General features: G+C 40.9%; 19 protein-coding genes and 3 pseudogenes. 10 read left to right on the forward strand and 12 right to left on the reverse strand.

Annotated elements, in window-relative coordinates; genetic code table 11:
- Positions 1-71 precede the first annotated feature (71 nt).
- Positions 72-1,955 (reverse strand): PorP/SprF family type IX secretion system membrane protein, encoded by a 1,884-nt coding sequence (locus tag N8A86_RS21040; protein WP_273567159.1) that lies wholly within the window; start codon positions 1,953-1,955, stop codon positions 72-74.
- A 185-nt stretch (positions 1,956-2,140) separates the two neighbouring features.
- On the opposite strand from N8A86_RS21040, the gene N8A86_RS21045 reads away from it, so the two are divergent.
- On the forward strand, positions 2,141-2,692 hold the full coding sequence (locus N8A86_RS21045; protein ID WP_273567160.1) for a histidine phosphatase family protein: 552 nt from the start codon (positions 2,141-2,143) through the stop codon (positions 2,690-2,692).
- On the opposite strand, the gene N8A86_RS21050 is transcribed toward N8A86_RS21045, so the two are convergent.
- A complete protein-coding gene (locus N8A86_RS21050; RefSeq protein WP_273567161.1) occupies positions 2,679-3,419 on the reverse strand; it encodes a DUF6503 family protein in 741 nt (246 codons plus the stop codon). The genes N8A86_RS21045 and N8A86_RS21050 overlap by 14 nt on opposite strands.
- 108 nt (positions 3,420-3,527) lie before the next feature.
- Here N8A86_RS21050 and smpB point away from each other — a divergent pair.
- Positions 3,528-3,991 (forward strand): annotated as a pseudogene (gene smpB, locus N8A86_RS21055) (SsrA-binding protein SmpB).
- A gap of 10 nt (positions 3,992-4,001) precedes the next feature.
- On the opposite strand, the pseudogene N8A86_RS21060 reads toward smpB, so the two are convergent.
- Positions 4,002-4,642 (reverse strand): annotated as a pseudogene (locus N8A86_RS21060) (protein-L-isoaspartate(D-aspartate) O-methyltransferase).
- 284 nt (positions 4,643-4,926) lie between these two features.
- On the opposite strand from N8A86_RS21060, the gene N8A86_RS21065 reads away from it, so the two are divergent.
- From N8A86_RS21065 to N8A86_RS21100, 8 genes and pseudogenes are all read left to right on the forward strand, one after another.
- On the forward strand, positions 4,927-5,892 hold the full coding sequence (locus N8A86_RS21065; protein ID WP_273567162.1) for a Gfo/Idh/MocA family protein: 966 nt from the start codon (positions 4,927-4,929) through the stop codon (positions 5,890-5,892).
- A gap of 4 nt (positions 5,893-5,896) precedes the next feature.
- On the forward strand, positions 5,897-6,784 hold the full coding sequence (locus N8A86_RS21070) for a 3-hydroxybutyryl-CoA dehydrogenase (protein ID WP_273567163.1): 888 nt from the start codon (positions 5,897-5,899) through the stop codon (positions 6,782-6,784).
- A gap of 4 nt (positions 6,785-6,788) precedes the next feature.
- The gene (locus N8A86_RS21075) at positions 6,789-8,024 is read left to right on the forward strand and encodes a DUF1015 domain-containing protein (RefSeq protein WP_273567164.1); all 1,236 of its coding nucleotides are present in this window, start codon (positions 6,789-6,791) and stop codon (positions 8,022-8,024) included.
- An 18-nt stretch (positions 8,025-8,042) separates the two neighbouring features.
- A complete protein-coding gene (locus N8A86_RS21080; protein WP_273567165.1) occupies positions 8,043-8,702 on the forward strand; it encodes a YggS family pyridoxal phosphate-dependent enzyme in 660 nt (219 codons plus the stop codon).
- Positions 8,703-8,739: 37 nt separating this feature from the next.
- Positions 8,740-10,111: pseudogene (locus tag N8A86_RS22105) on the forward strand (exonuclease domain-containing protein).
- Positions 10,108-10,962 carry an ion transporter gene (locus N8A86_RS21090; RefSeq protein WP_273567166.1) on the forward strand — a complete coding sequence of 285 codons (855 nt, stop codon included), beginning with the start codon at positions 10,108-10,110 and terminating at the stop codon, positions 10,960-10,962. The pseudogene N8A86_RS22105 and the gene N8A86_RS21090 overlap by 4 nt, the downstream one beginning before the upstream one ends.
- Positions 10,962-11,882, forward strand: a complete 921-nt coding sequence (miaA, locus tag N8A86_RS21095) for a tRNA (adenosine(37)-N6)-dimethylallyltransferase MiaA (RefSeq protein ID WP_273567167.1) — start codon at positions 10,962-10,964, stop codon at positions 11,880-11,882. The genes N8A86_RS21090 and miaA overlap by 1 nt, the downstream gene beginning before the upstream one ends.
- The gene (locus N8A86_RS21100) at positions 11,875-12,372 is read left to right on the forward strand and encodes a gluconokinase (protein ID WP_273567168.1); all 498 of its coding nucleotides are present in this window, start codon (positions 11,875-11,877) and stop codon (positions 12,370-12,372) included. The genes miaA and N8A86_RS21100 overlap by 8 nt, the downstream gene beginning before the upstream one ends.
- Before the next feature lie 50 nt (positions 12,373-12,422).
- Here N8A86_RS21100 and N8A86_RS21105 read toward each other — a convergent pair whose 3' ends face one another.
- From N8A86_RS21105 to N8A86_RS21135, 9 genes are all read right to left on the reverse strand, one after another.
- A complete protein-coding gene (locus N8A86_RS21105) occupies positions 12,423-13,133 on the reverse strand; it encodes a response regulator transcription factor (protein WP_273567169.1) in 711 nt (236 codons plus the stop codon).
- Positions 13,134-13,139: 6 nt separating this feature from the next.
- On the reverse strand, positions 13,140-14,720 hold the full coding sequence (locus N8A86_RS21110) for a sensor histidine kinase (protein WP_273567170.1): 1,581 nt from the start codon (positions 14,718-14,720) through the stop codon (positions 13,140-13,142).
- Between the two features lie 82 nt (positions 14,721-14,802).
- Entirely contained in the window at positions 14,803-15,051 is a 249-nt protein-coding gene (locus tag N8A86_RS21875; RefSeq protein ID WP_337251695.1) for a dephospho-CoA kinase, read from the reverse strand.
- Positions 15,017-15,385, reverse strand: a complete 369-nt coding sequence (gene coaE / locus N8A86_RS21880; protein ID WP_337251696.1) for a dephospho-CoA kinase — start codon at positions 15,383-15,385, stop codon at positions 15,017-15,019. Before coaE ends, N8A86_RS21875 begins: the two co-directional genes overlap by 35 nt.
- Complete coding sequence (locus N8A86_RS21120; protein ID WP_273567171.1) at positions 15,382-16,290, reverse strand: YbbR-like domain-containing protein; 909 nt, start codon at positions 16,288-16,290, stop codon at positions 15,382-15,384. Before N8A86_RS21120 ends, coaE begins: the two co-directional genes overlap by 4 nt.
- A 47-nt stretch (positions 16,291-16,337) precedes the next feature.
- Positions 16,338-17,354, reverse strand: coding sequence for a glycosyltransferase family 2 protein (locus tag N8A86_RS21125; RefSeq protein WP_273567172.1), 1,017 nt, complete (start codon positions 17,352-17,354; stop codon positions 16,338-16,340).
- A 95-nt stretch (positions 17,355-17,449) separates the two neighbouring features.
- A complete protein-coding gene (locus tag N8A86_RS21130; RefSeq protein WP_273567173.1) occupies positions 17,450-18,262 on the reverse strand; it encodes an enoyl-ACP reductase FabI in 813 nt (270 codons plus the stop codon).
- A 122-nt stretch (positions 18,263-18,384) separates the two neighbouring features.
- A complete protein-coding gene (locus tag N8A86_RS21885; protein ID WP_337251697.1) occupies positions 18,385-18,726 on the reverse strand; it encodes a DNA repair protein RecN in 342 nt (113 codons plus the stop codon).
- Positions 18,675-20,036: a DNA repair protein RecN gene (locus tag N8A86_RS21135; RefSeq protein WP_337251698.1), complete on the reverse strand. Its 1,362-nt coding sequence runs from the start codon at positions 20,034-20,036 to the stop codon at positions 18,675-18,677. Before N8A86_RS21135 ends, N8A86_RS21885 begins: the two co-directional genes overlap by 52 nt.
- Positions 20,037-20,070: the final 34 nt, after the last annotated feature.

Raw genomic sequence — 20,070 nt, forward strand, 5'->3', positions numbered from 1 at the left:
TTCATATACGTAAAAGACTCCTAATGAAATTAATCATTAGGAGTCTTTCGTATTAATGGGGGAATTCTATCCTATTTACTCACCACCCTAAAGATCCAAGTCTTATCCGGATAACGGCCATCGTACTTACTATCCCTAGCCGCTCTGGCCTCAGTCATCGTATCATAACGCTTGAGATATACATAGTTATATTGATTCAAACTTCTAAAGAACGACTTTGGTTCAAGACCACGACTGGTCAAATCTTTCATAAAGGCATCGAAATACTTCTTGGTACCGAACACGTTCGTAATCAAGTAATAGCCGGGTTCTAATCCGTCTTCAGTGTTGACTTCTTCGTATTTTTCACCGGCCTGTGGTTTGTCGGCAGGATCTTCTTGCACAACTTCCGCTTCCCCCACCACTTTCTCTTCTTCAGCTTTTTTGGCCGCTTCTGCTTCAGCCATCCTGACCTTCGTCAATGAATCTATTTCTCGTTTTGCCCTGAGTCTTTCGGCTTCGGCCAATGCTTCTTTTTGTGCCGCTGCAATGGAGTCTTGTACGCGTTGCTGCTGAGCCAAAGCTTGAGCCTCTTTCGCCATAGCAATCGAATCCTTTTTTCGTTGCTGTTCCAACTGTTGTGCTACTACTGCTTCCGCTTCTTGCGCTTTCTTAATGGAGTCTTGTTTACGTTGAAGTTCCAACTGTTGCGCTTCCGCCACTGCAGCTTCTTCTGCTTTCTTGATGGAGTCTTGTCTGCTTTGTTGCTCCATCTGTTGCTTTTCGGCAATGGCTTTTGTTTCGCTAACCTTCGCAATGGAATCCTGCTTACGTTGCTGCTCTTTTTCCTGCGCTTTGGCCAACGCTTCCGTATTCTTTCTAACGAGGTCTAGCGAATCTTTTGCAATTTTTTCTTGCTCTTTGCGTAATCGCTCTTTTTCTTGCTCCGCTATTTGTTGGGCCTCGGCCTCTTTTTTGGCCAATTCTTTGGCTAACTGCTCGTCTTTGGTCAACTCTTCTTCCAGAGCTACTTCCTGCTCTTCATCGAATCCAACTACTTTTTTCCTCATATCGGGAGTACCAAAATTATAGGCAGTAACAAATTCAAAAGTAGTATCTCTCCCTTTTAAACTCGAACTTGTTCCGAATTCCACTAGGGCTCCTATGGAAAATCGCTTGAAAAATCGTCCGCCACCGCCGAATGAGATTCCGTAAAAGCTATTATATCCTGTCTGTACCCAGAACTTTTCGGTAGAAAGCAAAGAGACGATGCCTATTTGTGTGTCATTGTTCGGAACGGACTTTACATACACCGTGGGCCGTAAAACCGTTTGCTGAAAATTGAAAAGACTAATCGGAAAGTCGTAGGATGCCATTCCCAAATAAATTCTATCCTCGGGCCGTGAATTTCGTTTATTGGTCGTAAAGTTATAATCAAATAGATTTTCCGATGCGAAACCAACACTTAACCTATCATATGAAAATAAAAATCCCGGTGCCAACTGAAGAATAAAATCATCGGCAATGACCAATTGTGGCAACTGTATTTGCGGGTCTGGTCGAAACCTGTTGTCAGCTAGTTGTTGTTTGAAGCCGAAAAGATTGACGCCGAAAGCCAACGAGGCCCTCTCATTGAACTCCATTTTATAACCATAGTTCAAAACCCCTCCTGTATTTAGAAAAGTACCCGTATTATGCTGAAAAAAAGCGGCACCGGCAACCGAACTAACATTCAATTGACGCGTGTAATTAAGAAATAGTGTCGTTGGATCCGCATCAATGGACTGCCATTGCCACCTTGACCACAAAGCGACCGATTGTGGATTGTTCAGGGTCAACGAAAAAGCAGGGTGCAAAAGACTCGCATTATACTCGGTAAGATTGTGCTGGCGAAGATCTACAGGCAAGGCTGTATTCTGTGCCCGTGAGGCAAACAGAAACAATAGGAAAAGTATTGTAGGTAGTGTTCTCAGCATATGCAAAAAAAACGAAAAAGGTTAAGTTTTGCATACTATTTTTGGATTATTTTAGTTAGAATAGAAGAAAAAAATTAGATAAGCCTTTAAACAGGCTGTCTAATAGTGCATTACATCGATCAGCCCCTGAAAAAATTTAGGCTGCCAAAGCTTCGAAATTGTTAAAAACGCATTAAAACAATCGAATGAAACAAAGTATATTACTCGTATTTTCCTTCTTGTTGATAGGATTCTCAAGTTGTAAAGAAGAACCTCAAATCACGGAAGATTATAGCACGCCGTCCGTTTCTACTTTTTATTTTATCCGCCATGCCGAAAAAGATAGGTCCGATTCTGAAAATATCGATCCCGAGTTGAGTCAAGCCGGTCTCGGTAGAGCCATGCATTGGGCAGAGATTTTAAACGATGTCTCTTTGGATGCAATCTATACGACCGACTTTGAGCGCACATCAATGACGGCAGCTCCTACTTCCGTCAAGCAAGAGATTACGGTTCAATATTATGACCCTGAAATTATTGACATCGAACAATTTAAAGCGGATAACCTAAATAAAAACGTTCTAGTGGTAGGTCACAGCAATACTACACCGTCAATGGTGAATAAAATGATCGGGGAGGATAAATATTACGACATGGACGACCACGACAACGGAAGTATGTTCATCGTTCAAATGGTCAACGGTAAAGCGACCGACATGCGTCTGTCGTTCAATTGCAATTGCCCTACTCGAGAGTAATATTCTTCAATTCTATTTTGGAAAGTAGCTCAAGTTCACCAGATTCGAAGGCTTTGTCGATTTCCAGAACCGATTCAAGTTCCGCTTCAGGCTGGTAGTTCCTATAATCCACAAATCGAATACCCCCTACCCTCCTTTCGTTATAAGCTTCCCGAAGTCTCATTCCCCCTCCATCGACATGAAATTCATACGCCAGATAATCCGGTTTTAGGGTTTCGGTATTGAACCAATACACATAAACATCATCAAAATCATCGCCTCCGTCTTGTTGGTCGAAAGTGACCTTTATCTTAAAATAATCCTCATTTTTAATCTTCACTTTTCCTAACATCGATTTGTTGACCGCTGGGTCGTTAAGTCCGAAAGGTAGATAGGCAAAGTAATGAACCGAGTTTACGGAATTTGAATATTTGTTTGCCAACGTATCATGCAACGTAACCAAACTATCGTTCACAAAACGCTCAAAACCGCCAGGACTTTTTACATCGAGTACTATAGATGAGTCCGTTGTGGTAATACGCTTTAAGATTCGCCGTCCGTCAACAACATCCGAAGCATAGGATTTATCCCTGAATTCAAAGAACACATTGCTTTTTTCATATAAATCTCCACCGCATACTTCTATACTTTTGTCCACTATTTCTTGGGCAGAAGGTAAAGTAGGTTCCTTTTCCTTACAAGAATAGATGGCAATACACAGGATAATTGCAACAAACTTCTTTCTCATCTTTTTTTAATACTAGTACGAATTTAATAATCAATCTTACTTTTAAGAACTCAATATAGTTTTATTTATAACCTACGGATTGGCATATTGTTTCTATTTTTGCAGTAGATGCAACAGAAAGTCAACATTAAGAATAAAAAAGCCCGGTTCGAATATGAGCTGATGGATAAATTCACAGCGGGGATTGTACTGTCGGGTACCGAAATTAAATCCATTAGACTTAGTAAGGCTTCCATTTCTGAAAGTTTCTGTGAATTCAATGACCGGGGAGAGCTTTTTATCATCAATATGCAAATCGATGAATATTCACATGGCTCCCATTATAACCACAAACCCAAAGCGGAACGGAAGCTTTTGTTGAACAAGCAAGAGCTCAAAAAACTGGAGAAAGAGGTCAATACTTCCGGTAACACCATAATCCCCTTAAACCTTTTTTTAAATGACCAAGGTTTAGCAAAATTGAACATTGCCTTGGCCAAGGGTAAAAAATTATATGACAAAGGGAAACGATCAAAGATCGCGACAACAAAAGGGATTTGGATCGTATCAAAAAGAATTTCAATACGAGATAATTTCAAAGCTTTAGTTTTTGTTCTCAAGTAGTGGAACGAACCGAAAAAGACCCATTTCTTTTTTTCGAATTGTTTTTCAGATTTTCTAACGTAAAGTGTCATTATTTGGTCCTCCTCCCCGACGGGAATAACCAGCCTGCCCCCTACCTTCAATTGTGAAAGTAATGCTTTCGGTACTTCAGGAGCGCCTGCAGTCACTATAATACGGTCGAACGGAGCTTCTTCTGGCCATCCTTTATAACCATCGCCAAAAATGAACTTCTTTGGGCGATACCCCATTTTCTTAAAGAAGATGTTCGTTTTTTTGAAAAGCTCAAGTTGACGTTCAATAGTGAATACCTTGGTCTTCAACTTTAACAAGATAGCGGTCTGATAACCACTTCCGGTACCGATTTCTAAAACTTTATGGTTCGGTTTCACCTCTAAAAGTTCCGATTGAAAGGCTACGGTATAGGGTTGTGAAATAGTCTGGTTCGCCGCAATGGGGAAAGCTTTGTCCTGATAGGCATGGCCTTCGAAACTACTATCCATAAAAAGATGTCGGGGTACGCTACGAATGGCATCCAGCACTTTCGTATCGGAGATACCCTTCTCGATCAAGGTATCTGCCAATTTATTTCGCATTCCGCGATGTTTCAAGGTATCGTTCAAGGGTCTGGTTTTGGAATTCCAAAGTTAGAGCGGAAAAATGCAATTCGCAAGTAGAAAAAATCGGGTTTCCCTCCTACGGCGGGCAGGCGGGTTTTGCACTTCGACGGCCTGCCCGACTTCTTTATTCAGAAGGGCGCTCAGTGTGACAGGTTTCGGGTTTCTAGCACTATTTTTTATAGCCATCTAAACGAATAAACCCATAAACTTTTTTGAACCTGAAACTTGAAACAAGAGAAACCTGAAACTAAAAAAAGTATCCTTAACTTTGAACAAAATTCAATCTCATGCTAAGAGTCGGGGTCTTGGGAGCGGGCCATTTAGGTAAAATTCATCTTCGCCTTTTAAAAGAATCCCCCAAATATGAACTTATCGGTTTTTACGATGCCGACGACATTAATGGCAAAAAAGTAGCCGACGAATTCGGATATGCCTATTTTGAAAACATGAATGATCTTATCGATGCAGTGGATGTCATTGATATTGTCACCCCCACGCTTTCGCATTACGACTGTGCGAAAAAAGCAATGGAAAAAGGAAAACATGTGTTTCTTGAAAAGCCGATAACAAATACATTGGCGGAAGCAGAGGAATTACTTTCCCTTGAAAAAAAATATAATGTTAAAGGACAAGTGGGGCATGTAGAACGTTTCAACCCTGCTTTCAAGGCAGTGAAAGACGGAATCAAAAATCCCATGTTTATAGAAACCCATCGCTTGGCGGAATTCAATCCGAGAGGAACAGATGTACCCGTGGTTTTGGACTTGATGATCCATGACATTGATGCCATATTGAGTGTGGTTGGCTCCGAGGTAACACAAATCAACGCCAGCGGTGTTTCGGTTATCAGTAATTCACCGGACATAGCTAACGCCCGGCTGCAATTCGAAAATGGTTGTGTAGCCAATTTAACGGCAAGTCGAATTTCATTGAAAAATATGCGCAAGTCAAGGTTTTTTCAGAAGGATGCCTATATTTCGGTAGACTTTTTGGAAAAAAAGGTGGAAGTCGTCAAAATGAAGGATGCTCCCGAAACCGTGGGAGACTTTGATATGGTATTACAAAATGCCGAAGGTGAGAAAAAACAGATTTATTTCGAAAATCCGGAGATTTTAAGCAACAATGCAATTTTAGAGGAACTTGAAACTTTCGCCGATGCCATCTACAATGATACCGTTCCCGTAGTTACCTTAAAACAAGGAACTGCCGCGTTGAAAGTAGCATTGGAAATAATTGAATCGTTTAAAAAATAATAACATGCAGAACATCGCCATAATCGGGGCAGGAACTATGGGCAACGGTATTGCCCATGTCTTTGCGCAAAAAGGCTATCAAGTACATCTTATCGATATTTCACAAAAATCGTTGGAGATGGGTGTAGCCACCATTGGGAAAAACTTGGATCGTATGGTTGCCAAGGAAAAAATCAATGAAGATGTTAAATTAAAAACTCTTGAAAGAATCCATCAGTATACCCAATTAATCGATGGAGTAAAGAATGTTGATTTAGTGGTCGAAGCGGCCACTGAAAACATTGATTTGAAATTGAATATTTTCAAAGAGTTGGATGCCACCTGTTCAGAAAACACCATCTTGGCTACCAATACATCCTCCATCTCGATTACCCAGATTGCGGCTGTCACAAACCGTCCCGATAAGGTCATCGGCATGCATTTTATGAATCCGGTTCCCATCATGCAGTTGGTAGAAATCATCCGGGGATATTCTACCTCAAATGAAACTACAAAGGCTATTATGAACCTTTCCGAAAAGTTAGGGAAAATACCAACAGAGGTAAACGATTACCCTGGTTTTGTGGCCAATCGCATCTTGATGCCCATGATCAATGAGGCGATTGAAACCTTGTACAATGGTGTTGCGGGTGTACACGAAATAGAAACAGTGATGAAATTGGGCATGGCCCACCCCATGGGGCCTTTGCAATTGGCCGATTTTATTGGCCTTGACGTTTGCCTTTCCATTTTGAACGTGATGTACGACGGATTCAAAAATCCTAAATATGCCCCTTGCCCGTTATTGATTAATATGGTCGTCGCTGGTAAAATGGGCGTGAAATCAGGTGAGGGATTTTATGACTATTCCCAATCTAAAAAAGCGGAAACTGTTTCAAAACAGTTCAGATAGATCGATGGCCCTCGTTAAACCTTTCAAAGCAATACGACCGGTAAAGGACAAGGTCTCCTTCGTCGCCTCTAGGTCGTATGACGCGTATTCTAAAAAAGAATTGAACGCTACCCTAAAATTCAATCCTTTTTCCTTTCTCCATATCATAAATCCGGGATTCAAATTCGACAAAAAGGTATCGGGCAGCGAACGCTTTACATTGGTGCACAACCGCTATCTTGAATTTTTGGAGGATAACGTATTATTGAAAGATGCAGCAGACAGTTTTTATATTTATCAAGTTGAAAAGAATACCTATAGTTGCTGCGGACTTTTTGCCGCAACAAGTGTGGCGGACTATCGAGACGATGTCATCAAAAAACATGAAGATACGATTCAGAGACGTGAGAAACTTTTTGCCAATTATCTAAAAACGGTTGAATTTAATGCCGAGCCCGTTTTGATGACCTATTCTGACTCGGTCGCTATTTCAAGGATAATCGAGGAAGAGAAGAACAATCCGCCTGAATACCATTTTACGACTACCGATAAAATCACCCACCGGTTGTGGATTATCTCAGATAAACAGACCGTTGAAAAACTGCAAAAGGAGTTTGGTAAAATAAAGGACTTGTATATTGCCGACGGGCACCACAGAAGTGCCTCTTCAGACCTTTTGGCTTCCTATTTGGAGGAAGAAAATCCAAACCACACAGGAAAGGAACCGTATAACTACTTTATGAGTTATTTAATTCCTGAATCGGAAATCCGGATTTATGAATTTAACCGGATGGTGCAAGACTTGAACGGACTCACTAAGGAAGAATTCCTAATTCGATTGGATGAATTTTTCAGGATTGAAAATAAGGGGAACATACTTTACAAACCTTCTCAAAAGCATCACTTCGGCATGTACCTCGACGGCGAATTCTATTCCCTTTACCTTCGGAAAAAAGTATATCGTTTTAGCGATGTGTTGAGCAAATTGGATACACAGATACTTTTCAAAACCGTTTTGGAGCCTATCCTCGGAATTAATGATCTTCGAAACGACAAACGTATTTCATATGGCTACGGCAAGCACAATGTCATTAAAATGAAGGATGAAATAGACAAAGGGAATTTTGAAGTAGGTTTTAGCCTTGTTCCCATTACCACAGACGAAATCAAGGCCATCGCTAATGCAGGTCAGGTGATGCCTCCGAAAAGCACCTATATCGAGCCAAAACTTCGTAGCGGGTTGACGATATATGAGTTTTGAGAATTTAAAAAAACTGAAATGTCTATTGAAGCAAACCTGAAAAGTATAAAGGCCGATATTCCCGACGAGATTTCCCTTGTGGCCGTTTCCAAAACCAAGCCATTGGAAGACATCATGGCCGCCTATGAGACTGGGCATCGAATTTTTGGGGAAAACAAGGTTCAAGAGATGGTCGAGAAATGGGAGAAACTTCCTAAGGATATTGAATGGCACATGATCGGACATGTACAACGCAATAAGGTCAAGTATATGGCCGAATTTGTGGGCTTGATTCATGGGGTCGATAGTCTGAAACTGCTCAAAGAAATTGATAAGCAGGCCAAAAAATACCAACGAATTATAGATTGTCTTTTACAAATCCATATTGCCGAAGAAGATACCAAATTCGGTTTTGATGTCAACGAAGTGAATGAAATGCTCCATTCGAATGAATTCAAGGGCCTGGAAAACATCAACATTATAGGCCTGATGGGCATGGCAACGTTTACCGAAAACGAGGCACAGATACGTAGGGAATTCAAACAACTCAAATCTCTCTACGATACGCTAAAAAAGAGTATGTCGGAATTATCGATACTTTCGATGGGCATGAGCGGCGATTATCGAATCGCCATCGAAGAAGGCAGTACTATGGTGCGGATCGGAAGCAGTATCTTTGGAGCAAGAAACCAGCATTGAAAAGAATAATCTCGACACTTTTGAAGGAAAAAATTTGATGTACACCATATTGGACATAGAGACCACCGGCGGAAAATATAACGAAGAGGGCATTACCGAAATCGCGATCCATAAATTCGATGGCCATAAAGTAGTCGACAAGTTCATAAGTTTGGTCAATCCTGAAAAGGAAATTCAACCTTTCGTGGTAAACCTGACGGGCATTAACAATAAAATGCTACGAACGGCACCCAAATTTCACGAGGTTGCAAAACGTATCGTAGAGATTACCGAAGATTCCGTTCTGGTCGCTCACAACGCGCAGTTCGATTATCGTATTCTACGTACCGAATTCCGTAGGTTGGGTTACAATTTCGAACGCAAGACACTCTGTACCGTAGATTTATCCAAGACATTGCTCCCAGATGCCGAATCGTATAGTTTGGGTAAACTGGTGCGTTCACTTGGTATAGCGGTAAGCGATAGGCACAGGGCAAATGGCGATGCACTCGCTACCTTAAAGTTATTCAAACTTTTACTTTCAAAAGATAGTGATAAGTCAATCATTAAAAATGTAGTACGAAAAGAGAATCAAGGTGAACTTTCAGAAAGACAACTCGATATTGTTGAACAAATGCCTTCGGAAGTCGGGGTGTATTATATGCACAATAAGGATGGCGATATCATTTATCTGGCAAAGAGCAGCAATATTAAAAAAAGGGTAAATCAGCACTTCACCAAAAGTGGAAACCAGGCGAGAAGACTCCAAAAAGAGATCAAAAAAATAACCTTTGAAAAAACGGGAAGCGAATTGGTGGCCATTCTCAAGGAGCAAGAAGAACTAAGACGGAATCGGCCTAAGTTCAACGCACGCCCCAAAAGAAGGCTTTTCAGTCATGGACTTTTCACTTCGGAAGATTCCCAAGGCTATATTCTCCTAAACGTGGAGAATGTCGATCCCAAAAAAATACCTCACAACTTTTAATGGCATTCATAGCGCCAAAAACTTTCTTCATAAAATCACGGAAGAATTTTCCCTCTGTCTTAAACTGAACGGACTTTCTGAAGCAAAATCGAATTGTTCCAACTACACCGAAGGAGATTGCAACGGCGCATGTATCAATAAAGAGAATACTGTGAGCTATAATGACCGCGTCAAATCGGCCTTGAATAAATATTGCTTGAGCGACAAAGAATGTATCATCGTCGACAGCGGACGAGAAATAGGTGAATATAGTGCCCTTCTCATACGAAACGGAGTGTTCAAAGGTTATGGTTTTTACGACCTGAACCATCAAATCAATAATATTCATATCTTAGAATCGATAATTACCCCAATGAACGGGGGCGAAAACACCAAACATCTTATAGAAACCTATCTTAGAAAACGCAGGGTCAAAAAAATAATTCCCCTAACCGCGGAAAATTGAAAGACGAAAAACCACTTGCCGGATGGAAACAAAAGCTTCATGAAATCATTTATGAGGCCGATACCCCAATGGGCAAATGGTTCGATATCCTACTTTTTATTGTCATTATTTTTAGTGTGATTCTCATCATGCTAGAAAGCGTCAAGGAAATTGATGCTAACTATCATGGTACGCTTCTGACTTTGGAATGGGTCGTGACCATTTTTTTTACTATAGAATATATTGCTCGTATTATTAGCATAAGAAGGCCCTCAAAATATATTTTTAGTTTTTATGGCATTATTGACTTCCTTTCCACGATTCCGTTGTACCTATCTTATATTTTGGCGGGTTCGCAAGTGTTTTTAGCTGTCAGGGCATTCCGATTGTTACGAGTATTTAGAATCTTGAAATTGGTGCAATTTTTAGGAGAGGCCTCGCAACTCAAAAGAGCATTGAAGGCGAGCAGGGCAAAAATAACGGTCTTTCTTTTTGCTGTCGTTATTCTTTCTGTCATGCTAGGCACACTTATGTATTATATCGAAGGGGATGAGGCCGGCTTCACAAGCATACCCACTAGTATCTACTGGACTATTGTTACCCTTACAACGGTAGGCTACGGCGATATTGCGCCGATTACGCCACAGGGCCAACTGATTGCAACGATGATCATGTTAGTGGGCTACGGGGTCATCGCCGTACCGACGGGAATCGTTACCGTGGAGTTCGGCAAACAAGGCAAGGGCAAAGAGAATCTGAGCGATGGCAAAGAACATTTTGTTCATGTCAATACCCAGGCATGCCCCGATTGTTCTGCCGAGGGGCACCGTGATGACGCATCTCATTGCTATAAATGCGGAAGTCAGTTGTAATGTTAAAAACCCTTATTTCCATTGTAGGCCCGACGGCCATCGGAAAAACAAAATTGGCCATTGCCATTGCAAAACATTTTAAAACTGACATTATTTCCTCAGATTCGCGTCAGTTCTATAAGGAAATGAAAATTGGCACGGCGGTTCCTTCGGAAGAAGAGTTATCCATCGTACCGCACCATTTTATCCAACACAAAAGCATCTTTGATAAATATTCCGTTGGAGATTTTGAAAGGGACGCGCTCGTAAAGCTGGAAGCGCTTTTTGAGAATCACGACATCGTGGTCATGGTAGGCGGTAGCGGTCTTTATATCGATGCAGTAACTCTTGGCTTGGACGATTTTCCTGAAGTGGACCCAAAATTTAGAAAAGAACTCAATCTACAACTGGCCGAAAGCGGCATAACCTCGCTTCAAAAACAATTAGAAGCTCTGGACCCGGAATATTATATAAAAGTGGACCATATGAATCCACATCGGCTTATTCGGGCCTTGGAAATCTGTTTGGCAACGGGTAAACCCTATTCGTCATTTTTGAACCGACCAAAGCAAGAACGCCCCTTTAAAACGATTACCGTACAAATGACTGCCGATAGACCTCTAATTTACGAACGTATCAATAACCGTGTTGATGGTATGATCCGCGACGGACTTCTAGAAGAGGCAAGAGAGCTATATGCACATCGAAGCCTCAATGCCCTACAAACTGTAGGTTATACAGAGCTCTTTCATTATTTTGATGGATCATGCGATTTAGAATTTGCCATTTCCGAAATAAAGAAAAATACCCGAAGGTTCGCCAAACGGCAACTGACTTGGTTCAAAAAGAATGACAACGCGCTTAAAGTGGATCTAAACGATAATATTTTACAAGTCATAACCGAGACCCAAAAAAGAATACAAAAGTGTAAAAATGATTAAAAATCAGATATTGATTGTCATGGGGGTGTCCGGATGTGGAAAAAGCACCATCGGAAAGATGCTCGCACATACTTTGGGCGTGCCTTTTTACGATGGCGATGATTACCACTCCGAGAAAAATGTCGAGAAAATGTCTCAAGGCCATCCGCTGAACGATGACGACCGTAAGAGTTGGCTACAAACCCTTAATCGATTGGCAAAAGATAACCTTAACGAAGGTACCGTTATCTGCTGCTCGGCACTAAAAGAAAGGTACAGGGCTTTGCTCAATCATTCGATTGAACAACAAATGATCTTTGTTTATTTGGATGGTACATATGAAGAGATTTTCGAAAGGATGCAAAAGAGGAAAGACCATTTTATGCCGCCAGGTTTACTAAAATCACAATTCGATACCTTAGAACCTCCAATCGATGCGATTCGTGTTTCCATAGCTAAACAACCGAAAGAGATCACCTCGGAAATTTTGTCAATTTTGAACAAAAAATAAAGGCATCCGTATATTTTACGAATGCCTTAATATAAATATTGTAATAGTTATTATTCCTCGTTCTTCACGACAAGTCGGAAGCCTTCTCCGTGAATGTTCAATATTTCCACACTGTCGTCAACTTTTAGATATTTTCGCAGTTTGGCAATATATACGTCCATACTTCTGGAAGTGAAATAATTATCGTCTCTCCAGATTTTTGTCAAGGCCAGCTCACGCGGCATCAAATCATTTTCGTGAAGCGCCAACAAACGCAACAATTCATTCTCTTTCGGCGAAAGCTTTATCGCCTCAGTATCTTTATATTTTAAAAATCTTAGCTTAGAATTCAAATGAAAATTACCTATTTTGAATTCGAATTTCTTGCTATCGGCAAGTGTGTTAGAAGCTTTACGTTGAAGTATCGCTTTAAGTTTCATTAAAAGTACTTCCGAATCAAAAGGTTTGTTCAAATAATCATCTGCACCGGCCTTATACCCCTTTAGCACATCTTCTTTCATCGTTTTCGCGGTGAGAAAGACAATCGGTACATTTTCGTTTTTCTCACGAATTTCTTTGGCCAACGTAAAACCATCTTTGTAGGGCATCATAACATCCAAAATACAGATATCGTAATTATCCTTTTTGAACTTCTCAAATCCTTCCATCCCATTTTTGGCCAAGGTGACGTCAAAATCATTCATTGACAAATAGTCTTTTAAGACAATACCGAAATTGGGGTCGTCCTCTACCAAAAGAATCTTCTTGTTTATTGTTTCCATAATTTTTTATATTAAGGGTAATTTTATGAAGAATGTGCTTCCTTTATCTTTTTCACTTTCGGCATAAACTTCCCCTTGATGATCGTCAACTATTTTCTTTACGTAGGCAAGCCCGAGGCCGTGCCCTTTAACATTATGTATATCTCCTGTATGTTCTCTATAGAATTTTTCAAAAACCTTTTTTAGTACCGCCTTGCTCATCCCCGAACCTTGATCCTTTACTCTAATAATAATGTTGTTTTTGACCACTTCTGTGAAAACATCGATTTTTGGTGCCTCCTCAGAATACTTTACCGCATTATCAAGTATGTTTACCACAACGTTGGTAAAATGCATTTCATTGGCCAAAACTTCGCGTCTCTCAGCGTCTAAATGCGTTTCAATGTATCCTCCTCGATCGGCCACAATAAGTTCAACGTGGGCAATAGCATCTTGTATTATGTCGTGAACATCAACCCTATCCTTACTAATATCCAACTGGTTCTTTTCCAGTTTCGATATTCGGAGCACGTTTTCGACTTGGGCATGCATGCGTTTGTTCTCGTCACGTATCATTCCCAAATAACGCATCACTTTCTCCTTATCATCGATAATCTTAGGATTTCTAATCGCTTCTACGGCCAAGTTTATCGTCGCTATCGGTGTTTTGAACTCGTGCGTCATGTTATTGATGAAATCCGATTTTATTTCGGAAATCTGTTTCTGCCGAATCAACTGATAAATTGCCCCAGAATACGCTATAACAATAACCAGAGTGAACAACAGGGACAAAAGGGCCATTTTCAAAATCGATTCCAACAAGAATTTCTTCTTTTTCGGAAAAGAGATGAGAAGTGAAAAATCAGAATCCCCATCACTATCCCTGAAAATCGGTGCTTTGAATACAGTCGAAAGCGTAGGCTTGAACTTTTTTGATTTTACCTTTGTAGGCAATCCGTTACTGTATACGCCGTATTCATAATCTATTTTCAGTCCTCTATTTTCCAATTCACGTCCTAACAATAACTCGATTTCTTGCTTGGACACCCTTTTATGGATCGGAACCTTTTTTGCATGTTCTTTGAAGACATCCTTGAACTGAGCTTCCTTTATTGCAGACCAGTCACCAATTTTTTCAAATTTTTCCATGGGCGTGAGCTTGTAAGAGCGCCCGTCAAGTCCATAGTCTTCCTTTAATATTACTTTACTCCGTCGACTGGTATAATTCTTGATCGTCGTACTATCAAAACCACTATTATTATCAAAGAACGTAGAGGCAATATTATAGTCCTCTTCTAAAATGCCATGTTGATACAGTTCAATCTCGTTCGAATTAAGATCCCGCTCAACGTACATAAAGCTTCCGAAAGAACCTGATTTCGGATCGCCCAAACTGTCATTCTGCGTTATGAAGCGCTCTATATAATCTTTGGTCTCCCTTTGGGCGATTTTCTCGGTAACGGTAATCAAGACTTCAGAAATTGTTCTTGAGAATTGTTCTTCCTTGTCCTCAACGGACTGTTTAATCCAAAAACCTTGAACAAAGATGATACCTATAAGAGAGAGGCTCATCAAGATTACCAATAGAACAAACAACCTCTTATTCATCTTCAAGTAAAATTAAAGATTTAACATCTAGAAAATTGTACGTTTAACCTAACCTTAACAAAAATGTTAAAATCGCCGAAACTCAGCTATATTCAAGCAGGCGCTTGTGAAGGTATTCGATTTTCGACTTCGTTTTTTCCAAATCGACGTTCTCGATCACGAAATCGGATAAGGGTATTTTTTTCGCATCATCCCATTGAGCTCCCATTCTTGTCAAAATGACCTCTTTTGAAGTCTGATCTCTTTTCAATATACGATGTAACCGCAACTCCTTTGGAGCGGTAATCAAAATGACCTTATCGTAAAAGTCTTGTAGTCCGTTTTCGAACATAATGGCCGTTTCTTGGATGACGTAGGGAAATTCCTTTTTTTGCCCATTTCAAAAAGTGTTTTCGCACGGCCGGATGAACAATGGCGTTCAATTTTGATAATCTTTCAGGGTTATCGAATACCATTTCGGCAATATAAGGGCGATTTAGTTTTTTCTCAATGTAGGCCTTTGGCCCTAAAAGGTCAACAATGGCTTTTCTTAATTTTTTGGAAGATTGCATCAAACGTTTTGCTTGACGATCTGATTCGTAAACCGGCACTCCGAGATCGGAGAACATTTTTGCTACGGTGGATTTACCGCTGCCGATACCGCCTGTCAGCCCAACTATCATCATTCTCGCCTAATTATATATTCGACCTGTTCTTCGTTCAAACTGACATGTTGCACATTATTTGGCCGTTTACCGATTGATAACTGCAGAATACTCGAACTGGAATCCTTTATGGAACTGTAATCGGCAATAACCTGAAAATCGGCATCAGTGATATCTTTCAACACGTCAATTTTGGCCTTCACTACGATAGAAACTTGATTCGGAAAGGTCCGAATTTCAGTTCCTTTCGGCAAATTGACCACTTTTACCGGTACTTTCAAAACCTTTTCCGAAAAGCGGGCCACCCTTCCTTTAAGAATAACATGGGTCGTCGAAAAGGTGGTGTTTTTTAAATCAGGGAAAATTTGTATGTCCGCCCCACGAGAAAAATCGGAGGTCAAGTCGGTCAAATTCAATTCTTCGGTCCTTGCTTCAGTTATTGTGTCAATTTCGCGCAACGGGCCCTTAATCGTTATAATATTGGGTTCAACCACCAACTCGCCGTCAAGAAGATAGTTTTGAGCCAGATTCAGCAGGATTCTTGGTCTTACGGGGATAACTTTTGTACCCAATTCCAGAAAATCAAAATAGATGGGTTCGTTATCCATTTCAAGCAGGGCCATTGAGCCCGGTAATTGTTTTTCAATTTGCGCCCTATAGGTTGCTGCAGGAATAAAAAAACCTGTATCTCCTTTTTGAACTTGGGCTAAATCCACTACTACCTTTTTGTTCTTCAACAGATTAAATCTCAAAAACTGGAAGCCACCTGCCCTTACTCTTAGATTGACCTCTTCCCGAGAAGCCTTTCCCAATAAATAATTTTCAGGAATATTTGTGAATTGTAAGTCAAAAGTCGCATTATCAGTATATGTTTCTGAAAGTTGGCTGATAAACCATGCCGTAGCCGAACACAAAAGAAATATCAAAAATAGTTTGACTTTTCTTTTTTTTAATGCGTTTCTTATTTTGCCTATCACACTGCGTTGGGAGTTTTAAAAAACAGTTTAGGGAACAATTCCTCTGGGGTTCTTTTACTAAAATTAACCCAAATAGTTGATTTTAAAAAACCGTAGCCATAACCAAAGAACTGAATTATCACCGCGATTATGGATAGCGCAGCAATTCTAAGTCTTCGGGTCTTCAACCACGAATCGATAAATATCACAAAGAAGTATACACCGAACATGCGCAAGGGCAATCGAATACCGGAAAACCAAAGTATAAAAGCTAGAATGAATCCTATGCAGAACATTGTGGGAAACCAATAGGTGATCTTAGCGGTACGAGGATGCCATTTATTTAAAATCGGCCGCACCATACCAAACTTTTTGACCTGGGTATAAAACTTGTTCCAATCAATCCGACGTTTGTGGTATACAAAGGCTTCGGGAATCAATTTGGTCGCATATCCTTTATTCCAAATCCGAATGGTAAGGTCCGGGTCTTCCCCAGGGTGTATGTTGCCATAACCTCCTACATCTTCAAATGCCTTTTTTGAAATTCCCATGTTGAAACTTCTTGGCTGAAACTTACCGATCGCCTTCTTATTGCCACGAATACCACCCGTGGTCAAAAGGGACGTCATCGCATAATTTATTGCTTTCTGAACCGCGGAAAAAGACTCGTGCGCGGCATCAGGACCTCCATAGCAGTGCACAAAATCTTTCGAAAGTGAATCATCCGCTTCCTGTAAATATTGCGGGGGCATAATACAGTCCGAATCCAAGATGACAAAATAGTTGCCTTTGGCCCGCTCCATACCGTAATTTCGCGAATCGCCAGGACCGGAATTCGGCTTCCGATAATAGGAAATAGTGAGCTTATCGTTAAATTTTTCAATGACTTCTTTCGAATCTTTCGTAGATCCATCTTCAACGATAACGACTTCGAAAGGCTTGCTGTAGGTTTGCGCGACTAGACTCTCCAACAACTCGCGAATCTCTTCGGGTCGATTATAAACGGGGATGATAAAAGAAAAGAATAGATTCATTTACACGAAGATACGCTGCTGTATCTCAAATCATTAAAAATGTGATTAAGTCGACGTGGCATGTTCGAGATTCCTCCCGTCTAGGAATGACAAAATTACTTCGAGAAATAATCCATGACCTCCTTGCTCACACCGGTATTGGAAAAACCACCGTCATGGAAAAGGTTCTGCATGGTCACCTTCTTGGTTAGATCGGAAAACAAGGTAACCGTGTAATCTGCACATTCGAGCGCGGTCGCATTGCCCAATGGGGACATTTTGTCGGCATAACTTATAAATCCGTCAAAGCCTTTCACCCCTTGTCCGGCCGTAGTGGGCGTGGGAGACTGTGAAATAGTGTTCACCCGTACCTTCTTTTCCTTTCCGAAGAAATATCCAAAACTTCGGGCTACCGATTCTAGGTAAGCCTTGTTATCGGCCATATCATTATAGTCTGGGAAGGTACGTTGTGCCGCCATATAGGTCAAGGCCACGATACTGCCCCATTCCGCCATGGCATCTGCTTTGAACAAAGTCTGCATCACCCTATGAAATGAAAGTGCGGAAATATCCCACCCTTTATGCGAAAAATCATAGTTCTGATCGGTATAGGCCCTTCCTTTTCTCACGTTTACCGACATTCCGATAGAATGCAGCACAAAATCAAGTTTTCCACCCAAAATCTCTACCGACTGATCTACCAAATTGCTCAAGTCTTCTTCGCTCGTCGCATCGGCAGGAATAATTTCAGATCCGGTTTGCTCGGCTAGTTCTTTTATTTGGCCCATGCGCATGGCAATCGGTGCATTGGTCAAAACGAAAGTTCCACCCTCTTCGTGTACCCGTTTAGCTGTTTTCCAGGCTATGGAATTCGAATCCAAAGCACCAAAAATAATTCCTCTTTTTCCCTTTAATAAATTGTACGCCATGTTCTAGGTCTCTAATGGTTTTGTTGATTTCAAAGATATTTAAAAAGTACGAAGTACGAGGTACGAAATTCGAAATGCTATCTTTTTGAAAGCTTGTACAATGGTACTTGTTCGCCGAAAACTCAATTTAACAATTGTCTTGCATGTGCCATCGCAGAATCGGAAAGGTTCTTACCATCCAACATTTCGGCAAGTTCCACTACCCTTTCATCATCGTTCAGCTTTTTCATTTTGGTATTGGTAACCTCTGCGTTCTCATCCTTGAAAACCTTAAAATGATGATCTCCCTTCGATGCTACCTGCGGAAGATGGGTAATACTGAACACTTGCATGCTCGAACTCATTTGATGCATGATTTCACCCATTCTATTCGAAATCTCTCCGGATACCCCGGTATCTATTTCATCGAACATCATCGTAGGAAGGCTTTCATATTTACCCAGAATAGCCTTGATTGTGAGCATAATACGAGAAAGCTCTCCCCGGAAGCTACCTTTTTCAATTCGCCATAGGCCGTTCCCTTGTTTGCGGAGAATAAAAAGACTAGTTCGTCCTTGCCGTTTCTATTGAATTCTTTTGAGGGCTCCATCTCTATTTTGAACTGCGCATTGGGCATACCTAAGGACGCCAAACTACTTTCCAGTTGTTTCTTTAGGTCGGGTATAACCTTGTTTCTTGCCTTTCTTAAAAGAACGGCCGTATTCTCCAACTCCTTTTCAAGTTTCACAAGTTCTTGCTGTTTGGCTTCAATCCTTGACTCAAGATCGGCCGTTTCGGAAACTTTTTCAGACAACGCTTCCTTAATTTCCAAAAGTGCCCCAATATCGGCGGCACCGTGTTTTTTTTGTAAATCGTAAAGCAGCTGTAGTTTACCATTGATTTCTTCCAATAAAAGAGGATTGGCCTCGATACCACCTTCCAGAGATTCCAATTCACTGGTGATATCGTCCATTTCAATAAAAACGGATTGTATACGCTCATTGAGTGCCGCGTATTTTTTTCCGTAACTAGATAATCTAGAGGATGCTTGTTTCAACTCGGATAACAAGTGTAGTATACCTATTTCATCGTTGTTTACCAGTTGATGCCCTTTTGAGAGTTGCTCCAGTATGGTCTCGACATTGTTCAACTGTTCATGTTCCGATTCTAATTCCTCTTGGATACCTGGCCGTAGGGGAGCTTTTTCCAATTCCTCCAAAAGAAAGGTGTTATAATCCAATTCTTTGATTTCGTCGGACTGTCTTTTGATAAGTCCGTTCAAGTCTTTTGAAGTCCTGTTGTAGCTGTCGAGTATATCGGCGTACTCCGTTAGTACACTTTGATTTTCCGCCAGGGCATCGATAACCTTGAACTGAAAATCATTATCCGCCAATTGCAAGGTTTGATGCTGCGAATGCACATCGATCAAACGACTTCCCAATCGGGAAAGGACATCCAGGGTCACGGGAGTGTCGTTCACAAAAGCCCTTGATTTTCCACTAGGAAGAATTTCACGCCTAAGAATAGTGCGGCTTTCATAATCAAGATCATTATCCTTAAAAAAATCGGCTAAACTGTATTTTCCGATTTCGAAATCGGCCTCGATAATGCATTTTTGGTCGGTATCACGTAGTGAGGAAAGTTCGGCACGCTTACCCAAGACCAATGAAAGTCCGCCCAAAAGAATGGATTTACCAGCTCCCGTCTCTCCGGTAATAACCGTAAAACCGGCATTGAACCGAACATCAAGATGGTCGATAAGCGCATAATTCTTTATGGATAGGTGTACAAGCACAACTTAAGAAGTTAGTGCGGTAAAGATAATGAAG

Origin of the sequence: Maribacter halichondriae, assembly GCF_027474825.1 — a bacterium.
In the GTDB taxonomy this organism is placed as follows: Bacteria; Bacteroidota; Bacteroidia; order Flavobacteriales; family Flavobacteriaceae; genus Meishania; species Meishania halichondriae.

Bases quoted from the DNA above. Each gene is read 5' to 3' on its own strand.
- N8A86_RS21130 (WP_273567173.1), bottom strand. From the start codon at position 18,262: ATGGCGTACAATTTATTAAAGGGAAAAAGAGGAATTATTTTTGGTGCT.
- N8A86_RS21045 (WP_273567160.1), top strand. From the start codon at position 2,141: ATGAAACAAAGTATATTACTCGTATTTTCCTTCTTGTTGATAGGATTC.
- N8A86_RS21040 (WP_273567159.1), bottom strand. From the start codon at position 1,955: ATGCTGAGAACACTACCTACAATACTTTTCCTATTGTTTCTGTTTGCC.
- N8A86_RS21065 (WP_273567162.1), top strand. From the start codon at position 4,927: ATGCTAAGAGTCGGGGTCTTGGGAGCGGGCCATTTAGGTAAAATTCAT.
- N8A86_RS21105 (WP_273567169.1), bottom strand. From the start codon at position 13,133: ATGGAAACAATAAACAAGAAGATTCTTTTGGTAGAGGACGACCCCAAT.
- N8A86_RS21885 (WP_337251697.1), bottom strand. From the start codon at position 18,726: ATGCTCACAATCAAGGCTATTCTGGGTAAATATGAAAGCCTTCCTACG.
- N8A86_RS21080 (WP_273567165.1), top strand. From the start codon at position 8,043: ATGTCTATTGAAGCAAACCTGAAAAGTATAAAGGCCGATATTCCCGAC.
- N8A86_RS21125 (WP_273567172.1), bottom strand. From the start codon at position 17,354: ATGAATCTATTCTTTTCTTTTATCATCCCCGTTTATAATCGACCCGAA.
- coaE (WP_337251696.1), bottom strand. From the start codon at position 15,385: ATGATGATAGTTGGGCTGACAGGCGGTATCGGCAGCGGTAAATCCACC.
- N8A86_RS21050 (WP_273567161.1), bottom strand. From the start codon at position 3,419: ATGAGAAAGAAGTTTGTTGCAATTATCCTGTGTATTGCCATCTATTCT.
- N8A86_RS21110 (WP_273567170.1), bottom strand. From the start codon at position 14,720: ATGAATAAGAGGTTGTTTGTTCTATTGGTAATCTTGATGAGCCTCTCT.
- N8A86_RS21875 (WP_337251695.1), bottom strand. From the start codon at position 15,051: ATGTTCGAAAACGGACTACAAGACTTTTACGATAAGGTCATTTTGATT.
- N8A86_RS21075 (WP_273567164.1), top strand. From the start codon at position 6,789: ATGGCCCTCGTTAAACCTTTCAAAGCAATACGACCGGTAAAGGACAAG.
- N8A86_RS21100 (WP_273567168.1), top strand. From the start codon at position 11,875: ATGATTAAAAATCAGATATTGATTGTCATGGGGGTGTCCGGATGTGGA.
- miaA (WP_273567167.1), top strand. From the start codon at position 10,962: ATGTTAAAAACCCTTATTTCCATTGTAGGCCCGACGGCCATCGGAAAA.
- N8A86_RS21070 (WP_273567163.1), top strand. From the start codon at position 5,897: ATGCAGAACATCGCCATAATCGGGGCAGGAACTATGGGCAACGGTATT.